This window comes from Streptomyces sp. NPDC059371, from assembly GCF_042751995.1.
Taxonomy (GTDB): Bacteria; Actinomycetota; Actinomycetes; order Streptomycetales; family Streptomycetaceae; genus Streptomyces.
Genome location: NZ_JBHYXD010000067.1, coordinates 30,066 through 50,332, shown reverse-complemented (window position 1 = coordinate 50,332; position 20,267 = coordinate 30,066). Strand labels below are relative to the sequence as shown.

The window sequence follows — 20,267 nt, the reverse complement described above, 5'->3', positions numbered from 1 at the left end:
GCCCGTCGCCGTTGGGTGAGGGGTGGGCGTCGGTGGCGACGGGCATCGATGTACCGGCACGTCCCCTCGCGCCGGATCCCGGCTGCGGGTAAGCGCCCGCTTGGGTGCGGGCAGCAGTTTCAGCCCCGGCCGGGAAAATCCAGCCCCTCCGGCGTTTGAGGAGCGGGGGCTGGGGCGGAGCCCCGGGGTGGGGCGGAGGGGGCGAAAGCAGGGGGTGGGGTCGCCCGTCACCAGGGGGCAGGTCAGTCCTGTGGGGCCAGGAGGCCGTATTGACGGGTGGGGCATCCCCCTCCACACTCCTGCGAAGTCAATCGGTTGTACGACCGAAACTTTCGGAGGCACCCGCCATGAGAACCTCCCGAACCCGTGTCATCAAAACCCGTCCCTTACGCCGCCGCGCCGCCGCCCTGTTCACCGGGGCCCTGACGGTGGCCGCCCTGCTCGCGGCCGGCACGACGGCGCACGCCGCCGGCACCCCGCTGCGCGACCTCGCCGCCGCCAAGGGCAAGGTCATCGGCACCGCCGTCACCGGCTCCAAGCTGACCGGGACGTACGGCGACATCGCCGGGGGTCAGTTCAACTCGCTGACCCCGGGCAACGCGATGAAGTGGGGCACCGTCGAGCCCACCCGGGGCAGCTTCAACTGGGCCGAGGCCGACCAGATCGTCGCGTTCGCGCAGGCCCACAACCAGCAGGTGCGCGGTCATACCCTGGTCTGGCACAGCCAGAACCCGAGCTGGCTGACGAACGGCACCTGGACGACCGCCGAGCTGAGCGGTCTGCTCCAGGACCACATCACCACGGAAGTCACCCGCTACAAGGGCAAGCTGGCCGCCTGGGACGTGGTCAACGAGCCCTTCAACGAGGACGGCACCTACCGTTCGACCCTCTGGTACAACGGCCTCGGCGCCGACTACATCGCCCAGGCGCTGACCTGGGCGCACGCCGCCGACCCGAGCGCCAAGCTCTACATCAACGACTACAACGTCGAGGGCGTCAACGCCAAGAGCACCGCCCTGTACAACCTGGTCAAGTCCCTGAAGGCGCGCGGTGTCCCGATCGACGGCGTCGGCCTCCAGGCCCACCTCATCCTCGGCCAGGTCCCCGGCACCCTCCAGCAGAACATCCAGCGCTTCGCCGACCTCGGTGTCGATGTCGCGGTCACGGAGCTGGACGTCCGCATGCAACTCCCCTCGGACAGCACCAAGCCGGCCCAGCAGGCCGCCGACTACAGAGCGGTGTTCGACGCCTGCGTCGCCGTGACCCGCTGCTACGGCGTGACCGTCTGGGGCTTCACCGACTCCGACTCCTGGATCCCGGACGTCTTCTCGGGCTACGGCGCGGCGACCCCGTACGACGAGAACTACGCGCCCAAACCGGCGTACGACGCCATCGCGGCCTCGCTGGGCGGAGGGACCACGACGCCGCCGACGGGCGCGTGCACGGCGACGTACAGCGTCCAGACCCAGTGGAACACCGGGTTCACCGGGCAGGTGCGCATCGCGTGCTCCGGGGCCGCGCTCTCCTCGTGGAAGGTGAACTGGACGTACGGCGCGGGCCAGCGGATCACCCAGGCCTGGAACGCCACCTGCACCCAGAGCGGCGCGGCCGTGAGCTGCGCCAACGCCTCCTACAACGGGACCGTCCCGGACGGCGGTTCGGTGACCCTCGGGTTCAACGCGTCCTGGAGCGGCAGCAACCCCGTGCCCACTGTGACACTGGGCTGAACCGGGGCCGGGGCCGGGGTCTGGGTCGGAGTCGGAGTCGGGGTCCGTGACGGGTCCGCACTGAGTCCGGGCTGAGAACGATGAGATTCTCCGAAGAAAAACGTTCCGCGCCTCTATCCCTAACAGTCTCCTAATAAAGCGCACTTACGTTCCTGTCCGTGACCGGACATGACGAGAACGGCGACGAGAACGGCGACGAGATCAGACGGCGGGGCCGGCGGTCGCGGGTGCTGAAGGCCGCCGGCCTCACCCTGGCCGGACTGCTGGTGGTGGGCGCCGGCACCGCGGGCTGGGCGTACTGGCATCTGAACCGCAACATCGCCAGCGTCGACATCAACAGCGCGCTCGGTGACGACCGCCCGGCCAAGGCGGTGGTGACACCCTCGGCCACGGCGTCCGCCTCCGCCTCGGCGTCCCCGTCGCCGCTGCCGGCCGAGGCCCTCAACATCCTGGTCCTCGGCTCGGACTCGCGCAGCGGCAAGGCGAACGCGAAGCTCGGCGGGGGGAACAGTTCCGGCGCGCGCTCCGACACGGCGATGGTCGTGCACATCGACGCGGGCCGCACCACGGCCACGGTCGTCAGCATCCCCCGGGACACGCTGGTCACCCGTCCGTCCTGCCCGCTGGCGTCCGGGGGCTCGACGGCGGTGGCGTACAACGCGATGTTCAACAGCGCCTACTCGGTGGGCGGTCCTGTGTGCGCCGTGAAGACGGTCGAGTCGATCACGAACGTCCGGATGGACCACTACATCGAGATCGACTTCGCGGGCTTCGCGAAGCTGGTGAACGCCCTCGGCGGGGTCACCGTCACCACCGAGCAGGACATCGACGACGACAAGAGCCATCTGCACCTCGACGCCGGCACCCACCATCTGAGCGGCAAGCAGGCCCTCGCCCTGGCCCGCACCCGGCACGGCATAGGCGACGGCAGCGACCTCGGCCGGATAGGCCTCCAGCAGAAGCTGGTCAAGGCCCTGCTGGAGCAGATGGCCACCACCGACCTGCTCACCGACCCCACCGAGCTCTACCAGGTCGCCGACGCGGTCACCTCCAGCCTGACCACGGACACCGGCCTCGACTCCCTCAAGGAGCTGGTGAACCTGGGCCAGAGCCTGAAGGGCCTGTCCTCGGACGACGTGAAGACGGTGATGATGCCGGTCGCGACGGCTCCGTCCGACCCCAACCGGGTGGTGGCCCGCGAACCGGCCGCGCAGGAGCTGTGGACGTCGCTGCGCTGACGGGCCCGGCGCGAGCGGTTCGGCGACGGGGGTTGGGCCGCGAGGGGTTGGGCCGCGAGGCGAGCAGCCGCCGTACGACCTGCGGAAACGTGGATGAGCGGGGCCCCGGAAAATACTTCCGGAGAATTCTCGGGGCGTGTGTCGATTCGGGTTCCCCCCGTTCGACGCACAGGTGAGAGGCCGGGAGAAGCCCCGCCTCCGCGTAGCACCGATACGAGGAGTCACCATGCCCCGCTACCTTTCCCTGGTCCAGATCGACGAGCGCACCGCGCCCGCCGAAGGGCCCAGCCCCGAACTGATGCAGCGGATGGGTGAGCTCATCGAGGAGATCACCAAGGCCGGCGTCATGCTCCAGACCGAGGGCCTGACGCCGAGCGCGCAGGGCAAGCGCGTCCACTACGCGGGCGGGGAACTGTCCGTGACCGACGGGCCCTTCACCGAGTCCAAGGAGGTCGTCGGCGGCTACGCGATCATGCAGTGCAAGGACATGGCCGAGGCCGTGGAGTGGACCAAGCGCTTCCTGAAGGTGCACGAGGAGCACTGGACGGTCACCTGCGAGGTGCGGGAGATCGCCGGGGGCTGAGCGCTCCTTGGCCCGGCGCCGCCGTGGGTGTCTCATGGGGGGTTGTGGAACAGCAGCCCACCCGAGCACCCGACGGCGGCGTCGACACCGCCGTCGAGACCATCTACCGCATCGAGTCCCCCCGCATCATCGCGGGCGTGGCCCGGATCGTCCGTGACGTCGGCATCGCCGAGGAACTCGCGCAGGACGCCCTGGTCGCCGCGCTGGAACAGTGGCCGCGCGACGGGGTGCCGGACAACCCCGGCGCCTGGCTGACGGCCACCGCCAAGCACCGGGCGATCGACCTCGTACGCCGCCGGGAGCGCTACGCGCGCAAGCTGGAGGAGGTCGGGCGGGACCTCTCGCAGTCCGCGCCGCACCACCTCGACGAACCCTCCGACCCGGACGACATCGACGACGACCTGCTGCGCCTGGTCTTCACCGCCTGCCATCCCGTCCTGTCCGCCGAGGCCCGCATCGCGCTCACCCTGCGGCTCCTCGGCGGCCTGACGACGTCCGAGATCGCCCGCGCGTTCCTCGTCCCGGAGGCGACGGTCGCCCAGCGCATCGTGCGGGCCAAGCGGACGCTGGCGACGAAGGGGGTGGCCTTCGAGGTCCCGTACGGGCCCGAGCGCGAAGCCCGGCTCGGGTCCGTGCTGGAGGTCATCTACCTCGTGTTCAACGAGGGGTACGCGGCCACCGCGGGCGACGATCTGCTCCGCCCCGCACTGTGCGAGGACGCGCTCCGGCTGGCCCGGGTGCTCGCCGAGCTGATGCCCAAGGAGAGCGAGGTGCACGCTCTCGCCGCCCTGCTGGAACTCCAGGAGTCCCGGGCGGCCGCCCGCACCGGGCCCGGCGGCGAACCCGTCCTGCTCAAGGACCAGCGGCGCCGCCGCTGGAACCGCATGCTGATCCGCCGCGGCTTCGCCGCGCTGGGCCGGTCGAACGCCGTCGCCACCGGCAGCCCGGGGCCGTACGCCCTCCAGGCCGCCATCGCCGCCTGCCACGCGCAGGCCTACACCTACGAGGGCACGGACTGGCCCCGGATCGCCACCCTGTACGGCCTGCTGGCGGCCCGCTCTCCGTCCCCCGTGATCGAACTGAACCGTGCCGTGGCCGTCTCGATGGCCGAGGGCCCGGAGCCCGCGCTCGTCATCGTCGACGGCCTCGCCGGCGAACCGGCCCTGCGCGACTACCACTTGCTGCCGAGCGTCCGGGGGGACCTGCTCGCCCGGCTCGGACGTCCGCGGGAGGCGCGCGCGGAGTTCGAGCGGGCGGCCTCGCTGGCGCGGAACGGGCGGGAGCGGGAACTGCTGGAGGCGCGGGCGCGTGAGCTGCGGAGTTCCTGAAGTTTCCCTCCGGTAACTCCGTTCCCAAGGTGATCCGCAAGGGCTTACAGTGGCGCCGCCGCCGTACACGGGAATGACGCTCTGAGTTCATCCCGTAGGCCCCTGCGAGGTGGTCCGGCGGCCCATCGCACCTACCTGGGGGGGTACACCCTTGAAAATCTTCGCGCGCCACAGACTCGTGGCGCTCACCGCGGCGACGGCCCTGGCCGCGGGCACGGCGATCGCACTGGCACCGGGGGCGTCGGCCGATGTCGCCGGGTGGCCGGCGGCGGACGGCAGGATCGCCGTCTCCAACGACGGCATCATGTCGGTGGACGTCGACGGCAACGGCGAGAAGCGTGTCTCGAACGGCTCCGACGACCAGACGCCCGCGTGGTCGCCCGACGGCAGCCGCGTCGTCTTCGAGTCGGCCGGAGGGCTGGGGACCGTCGGCCTCACCAGCCTCAGCGTGACGACGGTCTACCCGTCGGCATCGGGCAGCTCGGCCTCCCACCCCACGTACTGGACCTACGGCCGCAGAATCGTCTTCTCCGCGGCCAAGAAGCTCTACTCGATCCCGGCCGGCGGCGGCACCCCGGTCCGGCTGCTGGCCACCGGCGGCTGCGACCTCGTGCCGAGCGGCGACGCGACCGGCACGCTGCTGGCCTTCCAGCGCAACGGCACCGGCTGCACCACGACCACGCCGTCGGTCATGGTCTACAACGCCGCCACCAAGACGGAGACCAAGATCGCCGGGGGCGGCTCGCCCGCCATCTCGCCCGACGGCACCAAGGTCGCCTTCATCCGCACCGTCGGCGGTCACCGCCAGCTCTTCTCGATCAACACCGACGGCACCGGCGAGCGCCGCCTGACCGATGACGCCGGTGACTACGACAGCCCCTCCTGGGCGCCCGCGAGCGACCGGCTCGTCGTGCACTTCGACCGGCCCACCAGCGGTGGCCGCCAGGAGAGCAATGTCGTCATGACGATCACGGCGGACACGGTGACGGAGGGCCGGCCCTTCCCCTGGGGAGGCCGCTCGCCTGTCTGGCAGCCGCTGCGGAAGAACTTCGTCTCCCGGGTCTCCGGCGCCGACGTCTACGGCAGCAACATCGCCGCGTCCCGCTGGACCTGGAACACGGTCGGCCAGAGCGAGCCGGGCCTGATGAACGCCTCGTCCGCCGTGCTGGTCTCCCAGGACAGCCAGTCGTACGCGCTGACCGCCCCCGCCCTCGCGGGCAAGAAGCACGGGCCGGTCCTGCTGACCCCGGGCACCTCGATCTCGGCGTCCGTGCAGAAAGAGCTCAAGCGGACGCTCAAGCCGGGTGCGAGCGTCTACCTCGTCGGCGGCACGTCGATCCTGAGCAGTGCCGTCTCGACGAAGGTCACCGCGCTCGGGTTCGTCCCGAAGCGGCTTGCGGGCACGTCCCGCTACTCGACCTCGGTCGCCGTCGCCAAGTCGATCACCAGCGCGCCGACGTACGTCTTCATCGCGACCGGCACCGACTACCACTCGGCCCTCGCCGCCGCGTCGGCCGCGGGCGCGGAGGGGACGAGCGGCAAGGCGGTCGTCGTGCTCAACGACGGCAACACGCTGACCTCGTCCGTGAAGTCGTACCTCAACAGCCTCGACCCGCGCGACGCCTACATGATCCCGGTCGGCGCCTCGGCGAAGTACGCGCTCACGCACACGCCGTTCTCGCACTGGCCGTCGACATTCACGTACTACCCGGTCACGGCGAGCACCAACGCCGGCACCGCGGCCGCCCTCGCGCGGTTCTGGTGGAGCGCGCCGGGCAGCGTGGCCCTGGCCTCCACCGACAGCTGGCGCGGTGGCACCTCGGCCGCGGCGGCGATGAACGTGTTCGGTCCACTGCTGTGGACGGACGTCGCCACCCTCACCGCCGACACCAAGTCCTACCTGCTCAAGGGCGCCGCGAACATCAACGGCGTCGCCGCCTTCGGCGGCACCGGCTCGGTGTCGACGACGGCGCTGAGCTCCGCGGGCACGGCGATCAGCGCGAGCAGCAGCCAGTGGACGTACACGCCCTACTACAACGGCGTTGCGCCGATGGCGAGTTCGTCCTCCGTCGCCGGGCCGTCCGCGGGCGCCTCGGCGGTGCGGACGGGCACGGCACCGCGGCCCGTCACCGGGCCGGACCTCGGTCCGCTCAGCACCCGCCACCAGCAGTAGGCGGCTTGGCGGGCGCCCCCACCAGCATGGTCGGGGCGCCCGCCACCCGGGTCAGGAACACCGTCGCGGAGTGCGGGCCCCGCGGCTTCACCTTGCGGCGCAGTTCCTCCGGCTCGACGGCCGACCCGCGCTTCTTGACGGTCAGCACACCGACCTCCCGCTCCCGGAGCAGCGCCTTCAACTTCTTGACGTTGAAAGGGAGTTGATCGGTGATCTCGTACGCGGAGGCGTACGGCGTCGGACGCAGGGCGTCCGCCGTGACGTAGGCGATCGTCTCGTCGATCAGCCCGCCGTCCAGTTCCTCGGCCACCTCGGCGACCAGATGCGCGCGGATGACGGCGCCGTCCGGCTCGTACAGATAGCGCCCGACCGGCCTGACCCCCGGATCCGGCAGGCCGCGGCCGCGCAGTTCGCGCGGGCCCGGCAGCAGGGTGGCCCGCACCAGGCCGGGCTCCGTGCCGAACCAGAGAACCGCCTCCTTCACGTCCCCGCCGTCCGAGATCCACTCGGCCTCCGCCTCGGCGGGGACCGCCTCGTGCGGGATTCCGGGGGCGATCTTCAGCGCGGCGACCCGTGCGCGCAGGGCCGCTCCGACCGCCCAGGACAGCGGCGGCGAGTACGCCTCCGGGTCGAAGATCCGGCCCCGGCCGCCCCGGCGCGCCGGGTCCACGAAGACGGCGTCGTACGACGCGGTGTCCACCTCGGTGACATCGCTCTCGCGCACCTCGATCAGGTCCGCGAGTCCGAGCGCGTCGGCGTTCGCGCGGGCGGCGGCGGCCGTCAGCGGATCGCGGTCGACGGCCAGTACGCGGATTCCGGCGCGGGCCAGCGCGATGGCGTCGCCGCCGATGCCGCAGCACAGGTCGGCGACGGAGCGGACTCCCAGCGCGAGCAGCCGCTCGGCGCGGTGCACGGCCACGCTCGTCCGGGTGGACTGCTCGACCCCGTTCGGGGTGAAGAACATCCGTCCGGCGTCCTCGGCCCCGAACTTCGCCACCGCCCGCTGCCGCAGCCGTGCCTGGCCGAGGGCCGCCGAGACCAGTTCGGCGGGGTGCTCGCGGCGCAGCCGGGTGGCGACGGCCAGCTCCTGTGCCGGTTCCGTGGCGCGGACCTCGTCGAGCAGGGCGCGGCCCTCGGCGGTGAGGAGAGGGGCGAAGGAGACGTCGTTCACCGGGCCATTGTGGGCCAGTCGGTGGACGGTGTGCTTCCCGCGGCGGTGTCGGGGTCCTCGCGAGGGTGGTGAGCTGGGAGGATCCGGCCCCATGCGACCCGTACGACAAAATGATAAAACCGGTGCAAACGGGGCTGGTGCGCGCTGGGGAGTCGGCGTGCTCGCCCTCGTTCTCCTCGCCTCCGGCTGCGCCGGGACCGGCGCAGCCTCGGCCTCCGGAGCCGGAGCCGGAAGTGCGGGTGGCGGTGCGGGTGGCGGTGCCGGTGGAGGCGGAGGTGCCCATCCGGCCCACGCGCCGCGGGTCGCGCTCCCGGAAGGCCCCGCGGGCGCCCTCGCCGCGTACGCCTCCCGGCTTCGGGCGGCACAGGCCCGGCGCGCCGCCGTCGCCAGGCGCTGGGGCGTGGCGGCGGTGCCCCTGACGCCCCCGGCACCGCCCGCCAGGAAGCCGGTCATCGAGGCCCGCAAGGGGTTCGAGGTGGACGATCAGAAGGAACTCGGGCTGCCGCCGGTCTTCACCACCGTCCCCACCAAGGACAAGGTCGTCTTCCTCACCGTCGACGACGGCGCCGAGAAGGACCCCGCGTTCCTGCGGATGATGAGCGACCTGAAGATCCCGTACACCGCCTTCCTCAGCGACTTCCTCGTCAAGGACGACTACGGCTACTTCCGGAGGATGCGCGACCGCGGCGTCACGCTCGACAACCACACGCTGCGCCACCCGTACCTGCCGGCACTCTCCTACGCGGGGCAGAAGCACGAGATCTGCGGCATGCAGGACGTGATGGAGAAGCAGTTCGGCAGGCGCCCGACCGTCTTCCGCCCGCCGTACGGCAACTACGACCGGGACACCCTGCGCGCCGCCAGGTCCTGCGGCATCGAGTACGTGCCCATCTGGAACGAGGAAGTCTTCGCCGACCACTGGGAGTACCGCGAGGAGGACCAGGACCTGCACCCCGGCGACATCGTCCTCACCCACTTCCAGGGCCGCGAGGAATGGAAGGGCACCATGCCCGACATGGTCCGCCGCTTCCTCAAGACGGTCACCGCCAAGGGGTACGCGGTCGCACGTCTGGAGGACTACCTGTGAGGCTGCGGGTGCCGGCCGCCGGGCTGCTCGTGGCGGCACTGCTCAGCGGCTGCGCGCAGTCCGTCGACCCCATCGAACGGCTCGGCAAGAAGGCCGCCCAGCGAGTGCACCCGACGGAGTCGGCGTACCGCCGCTGGGGCCTGGCCAGCCCGCTCGCGCCGGCGCCGGACGTGACCGTCAGGACCACCGCGCGCACCGCGGACACGGGACTGCCGCCCGTCGTGACCCAGGTGCGCACCCGCGACAAGGTGGTCTTCCTGACGTACGACGACGGGGCCGAGCGCGACCCGCGGTTCGCCGACATGGTCCGCGAACTGCGCCTGCCGGTCAGCATGTTCCTCACGGACCGGGTCGCCGGCCCCGGGTACGGACGTCTCGCCCGGCTGCGCTCGGTCGGCGCGAGCCTCCAGAACCACACCGTCGACCACGCCACCCTGCGCGGTCTGCCCTACGCCGGCCAGCGCGCCGAGATCTGCGGGCAGCAGGACAGGCTCGCGCGGCGCTTCGGTGTCCGGCCGCGGCTGCTGCGGCCCCCGTACGGCAGGTACGACGACACCACCCTGCGCGCCGCCGCCGACTGCGGGGTCGCCGCGATCGTCCTCGGCAGGACGGCCGACGCGCACCGGCTCCGGCCGGGCGACATCCTCTCCGGCGCCGGCGAACCCGGTCTCACGGACACCACGCTCCGGTTGCTCCGGAGGATCCAGCGCGAGGGCTTCACCGTGGCGCGCCTGGAGAACTACCTCTAGGGGCACCGGGCGGGGGAACGGCCTTCGGGGGCGCCGGGGGGGCGGAACGGCCTTCGGGAGCGCCGGTTGGAGAACGGCCTTCGGGGGCGCGGCCGGGGAACGGCCTTGGGGGGCGCCGAGTGGCGGACCGGCTCAAGGGGCTCGCGCCGGAGAGCCGCTCCCGGAGTGCGTCCGTTCGGTGCGGTCCTGCACCTTCTGGCCCACGCCACGCCGGACGCCTTTGGCACTCCGCTTGACCGAGTGCTAATCACAGTCATAGTCTCAGGTCTGGCACTCCCCCCTGGAGAGTGCCAATAGCGACGGGCAGATCCGGCACCCGCGACGACGGATCGACCTGGTCGCCACCTCAGACAGTTAACCCCGTGAGATCTCCGAAGGGGGAGGTCGGATCGTGACGACCACCAGCTCCAAGGTTGCCATCAAGCCGCTCGAGGACCGCATTGTGGTCCAGCCGCTCGACGCCGAGCAGACCACGGCTTCCGGCCTGGTCATCCCGGACACCGCCAAGGAGAAGCCCCAGGAGGGCGTCGTCCTGGCCGTGGGCCCGGGCCGCATCGAGGACGGCAAGCGTGTCGAGCTCGACGTCGCCGTCGGCGACATCGTCCTCTACAGCAAGTACGGCGGCACCGAGGTGAAGTACAACGGCGAGGAGTACCTCGTCCTCTCGGCTCGCGACGTGCTCGCGATCATCGAGAAGTAATTCACCTGGTAAGGGAGTTCGGGGTTCGTCCCCGGACAACCCCGCACCAAGCATTGCAGTGAACCACGCCCCTGGCACCCGCGATCATTCCAGCCGGGCGCCAGGGGCGCGGTTCGTTCTCCACTATTTTCCGAGAGGGCTGAACCGCTTCCATGGCGAAGATCCTGAAGTTCGACGAGGACGCCCGTCGCGCCCTTGAGCGCGGCGTCAACAAGCTTGCCGACACGGTGAAGGTGACGATCGGCCCCAAGGGTCGCAACGTCGTCATCGACAAGAAGTTCGGCGCTCCCACCATCACCAACGACGGTGTGACCATCGCCCGTGAGGTCGAGGTCGAGGACCCGTTCGAGAACCTCGGCGCGCAGCTCGTGAAGGAGGTGGCGACCAAGACCAACGACATCGCGGGTGACGGTACGACCACCGCCACCGTGCTCGCCCAGGCGCTCGTGCGCGAGGGCCTGCGCAACGTCGCCGCCGGCGCGTCGCCCGCCCTCCTGAAGAAGGGCATCGACGCCGCGGTCAAGGCCGTCTCCGAGGAGCTCCTCGCGACGGCCCGCCCGATCGAGGACAAGTCCGACATCGCCGCCGTGGCCGGGCTCTCCGCCCAGGACAGCCAGGTCGGCGAGCTCATCGCCGAGGCGATGGACAAGGTCGGCAAGGACGGTGTCATCACCGTCGAGGAGTCCAACACCTTCGGCCTGGAGCTCGACTTCACCGAGGGCATGGCCTTCGACAAGGGCTACCTGTCCCCGTACATGGTGTCCGACCAGGAGCGTATGGAGGCCGTCCTCGACGACCCGTACATCCTCATCCACCAGGGCAAGATCAGCTCCATCCAGGACCTGCTGCCGCTGCTGGAGAAGGTCATCCAGTCGAACGCCTCCAAGCCGCTGCTGATCATCGCCGAGGACGTCGAGGGCGAAGCCCTGTCGACCCTGGTCGTGAACAAGATCCGCGGCACGTTCAACGCCGTCGCCGTGAAGGCCCCCGGCTTCGGTGACCGCCGCAAGGCCATGCTCGGCGACATCGCCACCCTCACCGGTGGTCAGGTCATCGCCGAGGAGGTCGGCCTCAAGCTCGACCAGGTCGGCCTGGACGTGCTCGGCAGCGCCCGCCGTGTGACCGTCACCAAGGACGACACCACGATCGTCGACGGTGCCGGCAGCAGCGACGAGGTCGTCGGCCGCGTCAACCAGATCAAGGCCGAGATCGAGAACACCGACTCCGACTGGGACCGCGAGAAGCTCCAGGAGCGCCTCGCGAAGCTGGCCGGCGGCGTGTGCGTGATCAAGGTCGGCGCCGCCACCGAGGTGGAGCTGAAGGAGAAGAAGCACCGTCTGGAGGACGCCATCTCCGCGACCCGCGCCGCGGTCGAGGAGGGCATCGTCTCCGGTGGTGGCTCCGCGCTCGTCCACGCCGTCAAGGTCCTCGAGGGCAACCTCGGCAAGACCGGCGACGAGGCCACGGGTGTCGCGGTCGTGCGCCGCGCCGCCGTCGAGCCGCTGCGCTGGATCGCCGAGAACTCCGGCCTCGAGGGTTACGTCATCACCTCGAAGGTCGCCGAGCTCGACAAGGGCCAGGGCTTCAACGCCGCCACCGGCGAGTACGGCGACCTGGTCAAGGCCGGCGTCATCGACCCGGTCAAGGTCACCCGCTCCGCCCTGGAGAACGCCGCCTCCATCGCCTCGCTGCTCCTCACGACCGAGACCCTGGTCGTCGAGAAGCCGGCCGAGGACGAGGGCGACGCCGGTCACGGCGGCCACGGGCACTCCCACTGACGTCCGACGTCATGAGCGCGGTCACGCCCCCCGAGGCGTGACATCGTGAAGAGGTCCCCGTTCCAGGCGGAACGGGGACCTCCCGCGTTCCACGGGTTCCCGCTCCACGGGGTTCGCCGCTCTCAGAGCCGGTCGTCGCGCACCACGTCCAGGTCCGTGAAGGTCGGCATTCCGTCGCAGAGCGCCACCATCTCCTGGAAGATCTGCTCCGTCTCCGGCATCTTCGAGTTCTTCATCGCTTCCTCGTACGACGGGAACTCCACGATCTCCACGAAGTGGTTCGCGTCCGAGCGGTCCTTGCCGACGACGCCGCGCGTGGCGGTTCGCTTGCCGTTGGTCTTCTCGACCCAGGTGTCCATCAGCTGGTTCATCTCGTCGAACCGGCTGGTTCTGCCGTCAATGAGCTGTACGAAAGTCATGGCGCCGCCTCCGGCTCTCGCTCCGGTCGAAACACCCTCAATCCTCCCACCGGAGGGGCGACACCACCCACCGCGCGATCATCGCGGAGCCCGGCCCGGCGGTCCCCGGTTCACCGAGGCCCGTACTCCGGTTCACTGGGGCCCGTACTTCCGCCCCGTCCTCGACGAGATCCCGCCCAGCAGCGCGCGCGGCGTCACCTTCACCACGCCCATCAGCACCTTGTAGCGCGGGTCCGGGACCGACAGGGTTCTGCCGCGGGCCAGGTCGGCGAGCGCCACCGCGACCAGCTTGTCGGCGTCCAGCCACATCCAGTTCGGGATGTTGTCCGTGCCCATCCCCGCCCGCTCGTGGAACTCGGTGCGCACGAAGCCCGGCGCCAGCGCCATCAGGCGCACCCCACTGCCCGCGAGGTCCTTCGCCGCGCCCTGCGTGAACTGCACGACCCACGCCTTCGACGCCCCGTACGTACCCCGCGGCACGAACGCGGCCACCGACGCCACGTTGACGACCCCGCCCCGGCCGCGCTCCCGCATCGCCTCGGTCGCCGCCGACGTCAGCCGGAGCACCGCCTCGCAGTGCACCTTGAGCATCTTCAGCTCGTCCGCCATCGACACGTCCAGATAGCGGCCCTTGTTGCCGAAGCCGGCGTTGTTGACCAGCAGGTCGACCGGGTTCCTGCGGTCGGACAGCCGGGCGGCGACCTCCTCGATGCCCGCGTCCGTCGCCAGGTCCGCGGTGAGCACCTCCGCCTCGATGCCGTGCAGGTCGTGCAGCTCGGTCGCCTGCTCGCGCAGCCGTTTCGTGTCCCGCGCCACCAGTACGAGGTTGTGCCCGTCCGCCGCGAGCCGCCGCGCGAAGGCGGCACCGATCCCCGCGGTCGATCCCGTAATCAGAGCCGTTGTCATGGCGCAACGTTACCGACCGGCCGAGGCTCCCGCCGCCCCGTGGCATGGGCCGCCCCGCCCCGCTCCACGCGTCCTTCACACCCGGCCTCCCGAGGCGGGGGCGCGCCGCCGACACCCTGGGGGCGCCGCCCGGCCGGACCTACCCGCCGTACTTCGCCACGTACTCCCGCGCCGCAGCCAGCGACTCCGGATGCAGGGCCGTACCCGCCGCCAACAGCCTCGGCAGCAGCTCCCGTTCGGTCGTCGCCGCGCGGAACTGGACGGCGACGGTGACATCGTGGCCGGGCCGGTGCACGATCTCGACCGGGTCCCCGGAACGGATCTCGCCGGGTTCGACCACCCGCAGATACGCGCCCGGGGCGCCCCGGTGCGTGAAACGCCTGACCCAGCGCTTCTCGCCGAGGTGCTCCTGGAAGGTGCGGCACGGGATGCGCCCGCAGGTGACCTCCAGGACGACACCGGCACCTATCCGCCAGCGTTCACCGATCAGCGCGCCGGACACGTCCAGCCCCAGCGTCGTGAGGTTCTCGCCGAACACGCCGTTCGGCAGCGTCCGGCCGAGCTCGCGCTCCCAGTCGTCGAGGTCCTCGCGCGCCATCGCGTACACCGCCTGGTCGTCGCCCCCGTGATGCCGCAGGTCGCACACGGTGTCCCCGGCCAGCCCGCTCCCGCCGGCGCCCTTGGGTCCCGGAGCGGTCACGCGGACCGGGCCGTCGACCGGCCGTTTGTCGATGCCGGTCACGCCCTCCGGCTGGTCCGTGTACGGGACGGCCCGCGCCCGGCCCACATTCAGCGACAGAAGCTTCATGGGACCAAGCTAGGTGATCCGCCCCAAAGCGTCGACGTGATATTCGGCGCCGCACCCAAGATGCGCTTATGCTCGACGGGTGATCGAGGCTCGTCATCTCCGCGTCCTGCGCGCCGTCGCCACCACCGGTTCCTTCTCGGCGGCGGGCCGCGAACTGGGCTGCACCCAGCCCGCCGTCAGCCAGCAGATGAAAGCCCTGGAGTCGTCCGTGGGCACCCCGCTGCTCGTCAGGACGGGCCGCGAGATGCGTCTCACCCAGGCGGGTGAGGCCCTGGTCAAGCACGCGGCGAGCATCCTGGCCGGCCTCACTGCCGCGGAGGAGGAGGTCGCCGCGATCGCCGGGCTGCGCGCGGGCCGCGTCCGCCTCGTCTCCTTCCCCAGTGGCAGCTCCACCCTCGTCCCCACCGCCCTCGCCGCGCTGCGCGAGGCCCACCCCGGCACGCGTGTCTCGCTGGAGGAGGCCGAACCGCCCGAGTCCGTGGAGAAGCTCCGGGCCGGTGACTGCGACATCGCGCTCGCCTTCCGCTACGAGAGCGCTCCGGGCGCCGAGGAGTGGGACGACCTCGTCGTACGGCCCCTGCTGACGGACCGCCTTGTCGGCCTGGTGCCCGAGCGGCACCGGCTCGCGCGCGCGGAGTCCGTCGCGATCGGCGAGTTCGCCGGCGAGTCGTGGATCGCGGGCTGCCCGCGCTGCCGCGGCCGGCTCGTCGAGGTCTGCCGGGACGCGGGTTTCGAGCCCCGCATCGACTTCGCCACCGACGACTATCCGGCGGTGGTCGGGCTCGTGGGCGCGGGACTGGGCGTCGCCGTCCTGCCGGAACTCGCGATCGAGTCCGTACGTCCGAAGGGGGCCCGGACCGTGACGGTGGAGCCCGCGGTGCGCCGCGAGATCGTCGCTCTCACCCTCCCGGACCTCGCCGGGGTACCGGCGGTGGCCGCGACGCTGGACCGGCTGGCACGAGCGGCTGTCCGCCGGCCCTCCGCCGGCTAGCACTTCCCCCGGCGCCCGGGTCCGCGAGGCGGCCGGGCCTTTGCGGCCGGGCTCAAGTCCTCCTGCGGTCCGCGCACATGCCGTGCGTGTCCTGCGCTCCGTCCACACGCTGCGCGTGCGTCCTCGTACGCACCTCCAGCCTGTGCGCACTCACCTGTGCGCGTACCGAAGCTGTACGTACTCACCCGTACGTACCGAAGCTGTACGCACCTTCAGGGCAGAAACGTTCCTTCAGCTGTTCGAAGCGGAAGCGTTTCCCGTGGCCGCCGCCGAGACCAGTCGGTTGCGTGCCCGTCCCATGAGCTCTTCGCGCTCGTCCTCGGTCAGTCCGCCCCACACGCCGTACGGTTCGCGCACCGCGAGCGCGTGTGCCGCGCACTCCGCGCGTACCGGGCATCTCATGCAGACCTCTTTGGCCGAGTTCTCACGAGCGCTCCGTGCCGCACCACGCTCACCCTCCGGGTGGAAGAAGAGCGAGCTGTCGACCCCTCGGCAGGCCGCGAGGAGCTGCCAGTCCCAGAGGTCCGCGTTCGGACCGGGAAGGCGGGAGAAATCTGCCATTGCGTGTCCCCTTGTTGCCGTTCTGGGCTGCTCTGTGCCCACCGACCGTACATCTACGATCTAAGGAGATGAAAATATGACTCATTGCGAATCTAGCCTCAGACACCAGCAAATGGGAAGAAAACAGGCTAAATGGGGCATGGGTTGTGATGAAACATTGAGGGTCGGCGCGCATGTCTGCACCGTGTCCGCGCCCTCACGTACAGTGCCGATGACGACCGGCTGCCCCGTAACTCTTTCGAGTGACCATCGTTGAGATGGCTGAGGCGGTTGAAGGAACAAGCGCTCGGGTAGGTGGACACATCCGCCTGCGAGTGTCGACCGCACAGGTGACGATTCGTAACAGCCTGGAGGCTCAAGGTGACGCGCATCAGCTGCGGAGGACGGTCATGACATCCGTCCTCGTCTGCGACGACTCCCCGCTTGCCCGAGAGGCGCTCCGCCGTGCGGTCGCGACCGTGCCCGGTGTCGAGCGTGTGACGACGGCGGCCAACGGCGAGGAAGTCCTCCGCCGCTGGGGAGCCGACCGTTCGGATTTGATTCTGATGGACGTACGTATGCCCGGACTGGGCGGCGTGGAGACGGTCAGGCGGCTGCTGTCCGCCGACCCCGGTGCGCGCATCATCATGCTCACCGTCGCCGAGGACCTGGACGGTGTGGCTCTCGCCGTCGCCGCCGGTGCCCGCGGCTATCTGCACAAGGACGCCTCGCGGGCGGAGCTGCGCGCCACCGTGACCCAGGCGCTCGCCGACCCGACCTGGCGGCTCGCGCCGCGCAGACTGCGTTCGGCGGAGATGGGCGCCGCGCCCACACTCACCGCGCGCGAGATCCAGGTGCTCGAAGGAATGAGCCACGGACGTTCGAACGCGGAGATCGGCCGTGAGCTGTTCCTCTCCGAGGACACGGTCAAGACCCACGCCCGGCGGCTCTTCAAGAAGCTCGGCGCCTCGGACCGGGCGCACGCGGTCGCGCTCGGATTCCGGTGGGGCCTGGTCCGCTGAGGGGTGTCCCGTTGTCGTCGCGCGCCCGCCGGGGGCCACGGGACAGCCCTCAGGTGAGCCGCTTCACGGGTGTGACGTGGGTAGTCCCTGCCCGCCGGTCGGCGGGTGGGGCCGGGCCCCCGGAGAGAACCTCCTCGGTGTCCGGACTCCGTTTCCCGGCGGATGCCGCATCCTTGAGGTGTGGAGTTCCTTGGGGACAAGTCGGTCGAGCGGAAGGGGAGGGCGCAGGAGATGAGTTCCGGCGCACCTGCTCATAACGCTTCGGTGCACAACTATGGACGCGGTGCCACGGACAGAACGACGTCAAGGCACCATGGACCGATGCGTGAAGACGAGACGACGGGGATCGGTGCGCTCGTCCTTCGCGCGGTCGACGGCGACGAACAGGCCACGCACGACCTGCTCGCCCACGTACACCCGCTCGCGCTGCGTTACTGCCGCGCGCGGCTGTCCCGGCTTCCGGGGGACGCGCGGCACTTCGTGGAGGACCTGGCGCAGGAAGTCTGTGTCGCGGTGCTCCTCGCGCTGCCGCGCTACAAGGACACCGGACGCCCCTTCGAGGCGTTTGTCTTTGCGATCGCCGCGCACAAGGTCGCCGACCTCCAGCGTGCCGCGATGCGTCATCCGGGGTCCACGGCCGTGCCCTCCGACGAGATGCCGGAGCGGCCCGACGACTCGCTCGGCCCGGAGGAGCGCGCGCTGCTCAGCAGCGACGCCGAATGGGCCAAGAAGCTCATGGCCAACCTCCCCGAGAACCAGCGCGAGCTGCTCCTTCTGCGGATCGCGGTGGGCCTCACGGCGGAGGAGACGGGCCAGATGCTGGGCATGTCACCGGGTGCCGTCCGGGTGGCCCAGCACCGCGCGCTGAGCCGGCTGCGGGCACTGGCGGAGCAGTAGGAATCCGGATCCGGCGGAATTCCGGATCCGGTGAAATCCGCATCCGGTCGCGGCGACGGGATGCGGATGGCGCGTCCGTACGGCTGGTCGAGCGTCCGCGTGTGTGGCCGGTGGCGCGTGCGGCCGGCACGGTCCCGTCGAGCCGGCCGCGTCCGGCCGGCATGACACGTTCCGGTGATGCCGGGCCGGTGACGCCGGTCACGGTGGTCAGGGGTGCCTCGCGTGCGGGAACCCTTCCCCTCCGCAAATTGCAGGCAAAAAGGTGACGCTCCCCGACGGCGTCGACCAGGCTCGGCCGTGACGGCACGGCGCCGCCCCGGGCGGGCAGGGCGGGGGCCGGCGGGCATGCGTCCACCCCGGGCCGGGCGGCCCGAGCGGGCTCCGAGCCCTTCTCCGGGCACGGGTCTGAACGGGAACGACCGTCATCCCGTACGAACATACGAAGCCGAAGCCCACCCTCAACCGTGGAATGAGAGAGCCATGCTTCCCGTTAGCATGGACATCCGCACCGATCAAGGCCATTTGGGGAAGGTGTCATGACTGCCAACGTCGACGGAGTGCCCGCCAAGTTCGCGACACTCGGGCTGACCTACGACGACGTGCTGCTGCTGCCGGGCTCGTCGGACATGGCGCCCGACCAGATCGACACCGCCTCGCACATCTCGAAGAACGTCCGGGTCAACATCCCGCTGCTCTCCGCCGCCATGGACAAGGTCACCGAATCGCGCATGGCGATCGCGATGGCCCGTCAGGGCGGCGTCGGTGTTCTGCACCGCAACCTGTCCATCGAGGACCAGGCCAACCAGGTCGACCTGGTGAAGCGCTCCGAGTCCGGCATGGTCAGCGACCCGATCACCGTGCGCCCGGACGCCACGCTCGTCGAGGCCGACGCGATCTGCGCCAAGTTCCGCATCTCCGGTGTGCCGGTCACCGACGGCAGCGGCAAGCTGCTCGGCATCGTCACCAACCGTGACATGGCCTTCGAGACCGACCGCTCGCAGCAGGTCCGCGACATCATGACGCCGATGCCGCTGGTCACCGGCAAGGTCGGCATCTCCGGCCACGACGCGATGCAGCTCCTGCGCCGCCACAAGATCGAGAAGCTTCCGCTGGTCGACGACGCGGGCGTCCTCAAGGGCCTCATCACGGTCAAGGACTTCGTCAAGGCCGAGAAGTACCCGAACGCCGCCAAGGACAGCGAGGGACGTCTGCTGGTCGGCGCGGCCGTCGGTGTCGCGGGCGACGCCTTCGAGCGGGCCCAGGCACTGATCGAGGCCGGTGTCGACTTCATCGTCGTCGACACCGCGCACGGCCACTCCCGGCTGGTCGGCGACATGGTCGCCAAGATCAAGTCGAACTCCTCGGGCGTCGACGTCATCGGCGGCAACATCGCCACCCGTGACGGCGCGCAGGCGCTCATCGACGCCGGTGTCGACGGCATCAAGGTCGGTGTCGGCCCCGGTTCCATCTGCACCACCCGTGTCGTCGCCGGCATCGGCGTTCCCCAGGTCACGGCCATCTACGAGGCGTCGCTCGCCGCCAAGGCGGCCGGCGTCCCGGTCATCGGCGACGGCGGCCTCCAGTACTCGGGCGACATCGCCAAGGCCCTGGTCGCGGGCGCCGACACGGTGATGCTCGGCTCGCTGCTCGCGGGCTGCGAGGAGTCCCCGGGCGAGCTGCTCTTCATCAACGGCAAGCAGTTCAAGTCGTACCGCGGCATGGGCTCCCTGGGCGCCATGCAGTCCCGTGGCGAGCAGCGCTCCTTCTCCAAGGACCGCTACTTCCAGGAGGGCGTCGCCTCCGACGAGAAGCTCGTCCCCGAGGGCATCGAGGGTCAGGTGCCCTACCGCGGCCCGCTCTCCGCGGTCGTCCACCAGCTGGTCGGCGGTCTGCGCCAGTCGATGTTCTACGTCGGCGGCCGGACGGTGCCCGAGCTCCAGGACCGCGGCCGGTTCGTGCGCATCACCTCGGCGGGCCTCAAGGAGAGCCACCCGCACGACATCCAGATGACGGTAGAGGCGCCGAACTACAGCCGCCTCAAGTAGTCACCCGTACACCTGAACGGTCTCCACGCGCGCGTGGAGACCCGCCACGAGGGCGGCCCCGGAGGATCCGGGGCCGCCCACGGCGTGGGCGTCGGGGCGACGGGG

At 70.7% G+C, this 20,267-nt stretch carries 17 protein-coding genes and 1 pseudogene; 13 read left to right on the top strand and 5 right to left on the bottom strand.

All coding sequences use genetic code 11. From position 1 onward, the window contains the following. Nucleotides 1-347 precede the first annotated feature (347 nt). The 5 genes from ACFXGX_RS29705 to ACFXGX_RS29685 all read left to right on the top strand — a co-directional run bounded on the left by ACFXGX_RS29705 (nucleotide 348) and on the right by ACFXGX_RS29685 (nucleotide 7,049). Nucleotides 348-1,727, top strand: a complete 1,380-nt coding sequence (locus ACFXGX_RS29705; protein WP_384796874.1) for an endo-1,4-beta-xylanase — start codon at nucleotides 348-350, stop codon at nucleotides 1,725-1,727. A 158-nt stretch (nucleotides 1,728-1,885) separates the two neighbouring features. Continuing rightward, complete coding sequence (locus ACFXGX_RS29700) at nucleotides 1,886-2,965, top strand: LCP family protein (protein ID WP_384796871.1); 1,080 nt, start codon at nucleotides 1,886-1,888, stop codon at nucleotides 2,963-2,965. A gap of 226 nt (nucleotides 2,966-3,191) precedes the next feature. Continuing rightward, nucleotides 3,192-3,548, top strand: coding sequence for a YciI family protein (locus ACFXGX_RS29695; protein WP_384796869.1), 357 nt, complete (start codon nucleotides 3,192-3,194; stop codon nucleotides 3,546-3,548). Nucleotides 3,549-3,592: 44 nt separating this feature from the next. After that, a complete protein-coding gene (locus tag ACFXGX_RS29690; protein WP_384796866.1) occupies nucleotides 3,593-4,876 on the top strand; it encodes an RNA polymerase sigma factor in 1,284 nt (427 codons plus the stop codon). Nucleotides 4,877-5,027: 151 nt separating this feature from the next. Further along, nucleotides 5,028-7,049 carry a cell wall-binding repeat-containing protein gene (locus ACFXGX_RS29685; protein ID WP_384796863.1) on the top strand — a complete coding sequence of 674 codons (2,022 nt, stop codon included), beginning with the start codon at nucleotides 5,028-5,030 and terminating at the stop codon, nucleotides 7,047-7,049. On the opposite strand, the gene ACFXGX_RS29680 is transcribed toward ACFXGX_RS29685, so the two are convergent. Continuing rightward, on the bottom strand, nucleotides 7,027-8,220 hold the full coding sequence (locus ACFXGX_RS29680; RefSeq protein ID WP_384796860.1) for a methyltransferase domain-containing protein: 1,194 nt from the start codon (nucleotides 8,218-8,220) through the stop codon (nucleotides 7,027-7,029). The two genes, ACFXGX_RS29685 and ACFXGX_RS29680, sit on opposite strands and share 23 nt — an antisense overlap. A 91-nt stretch (nucleotides 8,221-8,311) precedes the next feature. On the opposite strand from ACFXGX_RS29680, the gene ACFXGX_RS29675 reads away from it, so the two are divergent. From ACFXGX_RS29675 to groL, 4 genes are all read left to right on the top strand, one after another. Beyond that, nucleotides 8,312-9,307, top strand: coding sequence for a polysaccharide deacetylase family protein (locus tag ACFXGX_RS29675; protein WP_384796857.1), 996 nt, complete (start codon nucleotides 8,312-8,314; stop codon nucleotides 9,305-9,307). Beyond that, nucleotides 9,304-10,056, top strand: a complete 753-nt coding sequence (locus tag ACFXGX_RS29670; protein ID WP_384796854.1) for a polysaccharide deacetylase family protein — start codon at nucleotides 9,304-9,306, stop codon at nucleotides 10,054-10,056. Before ACFXGX_RS29675 ends, ACFXGX_RS29670 begins: the two co-directional genes overlap by 4 nt. 391 nt (nucleotides 10,057-10,447) lie before the next feature. Then, nucleotides 10,448-10,756, top strand: a complete 309-nt coding sequence (gene groES / locus ACFXGX_RS29665; protein ID WP_266761820.1) for a co-chaperone GroES — start codon at nucleotides 10,448-10,450, stop codon at nucleotides 10,754-10,756. A 152-nt stretch (nucleotides 10,757-10,908) separates the two neighbouring features. Next, nucleotides 10,909-12,534 carry a chaperonin GroEL gene (groL, locus tag ACFXGX_RS29660; protein WP_384796851.1) on the top strand — a complete coding sequence of 542 codons (1,626 nt, stop codon included), beginning with the start codon at nucleotides 10,909-10,911 and terminating at the stop codon, nucleotides 12,532-12,534. A gap of 125 nt (nucleotides 12,535-12,659) precedes the next feature. On the opposite strand, the pseudogene ACFXGX_RS29655 reads toward groL, so the two are convergent. From ACFXGX_RS29655 to ACFXGX_RS29645, 3 genes and pseudogenes are all read right to left on the bottom strand, one after another. Continuing rightward, nucleotides 12,660-12,953 (bottom strand): annotated as a pseudogene (locus ACFXGX_RS29655) (ester cyclase); the annotation flags it as partial. A 132-nt stretch (nucleotides 12,954-13,085) separates the two neighbouring features. After that, on the bottom strand, nucleotides 13,086-13,859 hold the full coding sequence (locus ACFXGX_RS29650) for an SDR family oxidoreductase (RefSeq protein WP_355765710.1): 774 nt from the start codon (nucleotides 13,857-13,859) through the stop codon (nucleotides 13,086-13,088). A 139-nt stretch (nucleotides 13,860-13,998) separates the two neighbouring features. Further along, nucleotides 13,999-14,667 (bottom strand): MOSC domain-containing protein, encoded by a 669-nt coding sequence (locus ACFXGX_RS29645; RefSeq protein WP_384796848.1) that lies wholly within the window; start codon nucleotides 14,665-14,667, stop codon nucleotides 13,999-14,001. Between the two features lie 79 nt (nucleotides 14,668-14,746). On the opposite strand from ACFXGX_RS29645, the gene ACFXGX_RS29640 reads away from it, so the two are divergent. Continuing rightward, entirely contained in the window at nucleotides 14,747-15,658 is a 912-nt protein-coding gene (locus ACFXGX_RS29640) for a LysR family transcriptional regulator (protein WP_384796845.1), read from the top strand. A 231-nt stretch (nucleotides 15,659-15,889) separates the two neighbouring features. Here ACFXGX_RS29640 and ACFXGX_RS29635 read toward each other — a convergent pair whose 3' ends face one another. Further along, nucleotides 15,890-16,219, bottom strand: a complete 330-nt coding sequence (locus ACFXGX_RS29635; RefSeq protein ID WP_328449157.1) for a WhiB family transcriptional regulator — start codon at nucleotides 16,217-16,219, stop codon at nucleotides 15,890-15,892. A 389-nt stretch (nucleotides 16,220-16,608) separates the two neighbouring features. Here ACFXGX_RS29635 and ACFXGX_RS29630 point away from each other — a divergent pair, with 389 nt between their 5' ends. From ACFXGX_RS29630 to guaB, 3 genes are all read left to right on the top strand, one after another. Continuing rightward, nucleotides 16,609-17,220 carry a response regulator transcription factor gene (locus tag ACFXGX_RS29630; protein WP_003948568.1) on the top strand — a complete coding sequence of 204 codons (612 nt, stop codon included), beginning with the start codon at nucleotides 16,609-16,611 and terminating at the stop codon, nucleotides 17,218-17,220. A gap of 321 nt (nucleotides 17,221-17,541) precedes the next feature. After that, nucleotides 17,542-18,117 carry a sigma-70 family RNA polymerase sigma factor gene (locus tag ACFXGX_RS29625; RefSeq protein WP_037626847.1) on the top strand — a complete coding sequence of 192 codons (576 nt, stop codon included), beginning with the start codon at nucleotides 17,542-17,544 and terminating at the stop codon, nucleotides 18,115-18,117. Between the two features lie 536 nt (nucleotides 18,118-18,653). Next, nucleotides 18,654-20,162, top strand: a complete 1,509-nt coding sequence (guaB, locus tag ACFXGX_RS29620; protein ID WP_384796841.1) for an IMP dehydrogenase — start codon at nucleotides 18,654-18,656, stop codon at nucleotides 20,160-20,162. Nucleotides 20,163-20,267 lie beyond the last annotated feature (105 nt).

What these genes read in the sequence shown, in the direction of transcription:
- ACFXGX_RS29645 (WP_384796848.1), bottom strand. Translation starts at nt 14,667, where the DNA reads ATGAAGCTTCTGTCGCTGAATGTGGGCCGGGCGCGGGCCGTCCCGTAC.
- guaB (WP_384796841.1), top strand. Translation starts at nt 18,654, where the DNA reads ATGACTGCCAACGTCGACGGAGTGCCCGCCAAGTTCGCGACACTCGGG.
- ACFXGX_RS29625 (WP_037626847.1), top strand. Translation starts at nt 17,542, where the DNA reads ATGCGTGAAGACGAGACGACGGGGATCGGTGCGCTCGTCCTTCGCGCG.
- ACFXGX_RS29630 (WP_003948568.1), top strand. Translation starts at nt 16,609, where the DNA reads ATGACATCCGTCCTCGTCTGCGACGACTCCCCGCTTGCCCGAGAGGCG.
- ACFXGX_RS29705 (WP_384796874.1), top strand. Translation starts at nt 348, where the DNA reads ATGAGAACCTCCCGAACCCGTGTCATCAAAACCCGTCCCTTACGCCGC.
- ACFXGX_RS29650 (WP_355765710.1), bottom strand. Translation starts at nt 13,859, where the DNA reads ATGACAACGGCTCTGATTACGGGATCGACCGCGGGGATCGGTGCCGCC.
- ACFXGX_RS29635 (WP_328449157.1), bottom strand. Translation starts at nt 16,219, where the DNA reads ATGGCAGATTTCTCCCGCCTTCCCGGTCCGAACGCGGACCTCTGGGAC.
- ACFXGX_RS29675 (WP_384796857.1), top strand. Translation starts at nt 8,312, where the DNA reads ATGCGACCCGTACGACAAAATGATAAAACCGGTGCAAACGGGGCTGGT.
- ACFXGX_RS29695 (WP_384796869.1), top strand. Translation starts at nt 3,192, where the DNA reads ATGCCCCGCTACCTTTCCCTGGTCCAGATCGACGAGCGCACCGCGCCC.
- groL (WP_384796851.1), top strand. Translation starts at nt 10,909, where the DNA reads ATGGCGAAGATCCTGAAGTTCGACGAGGACGCCCGTCGCGCCCTTGAG.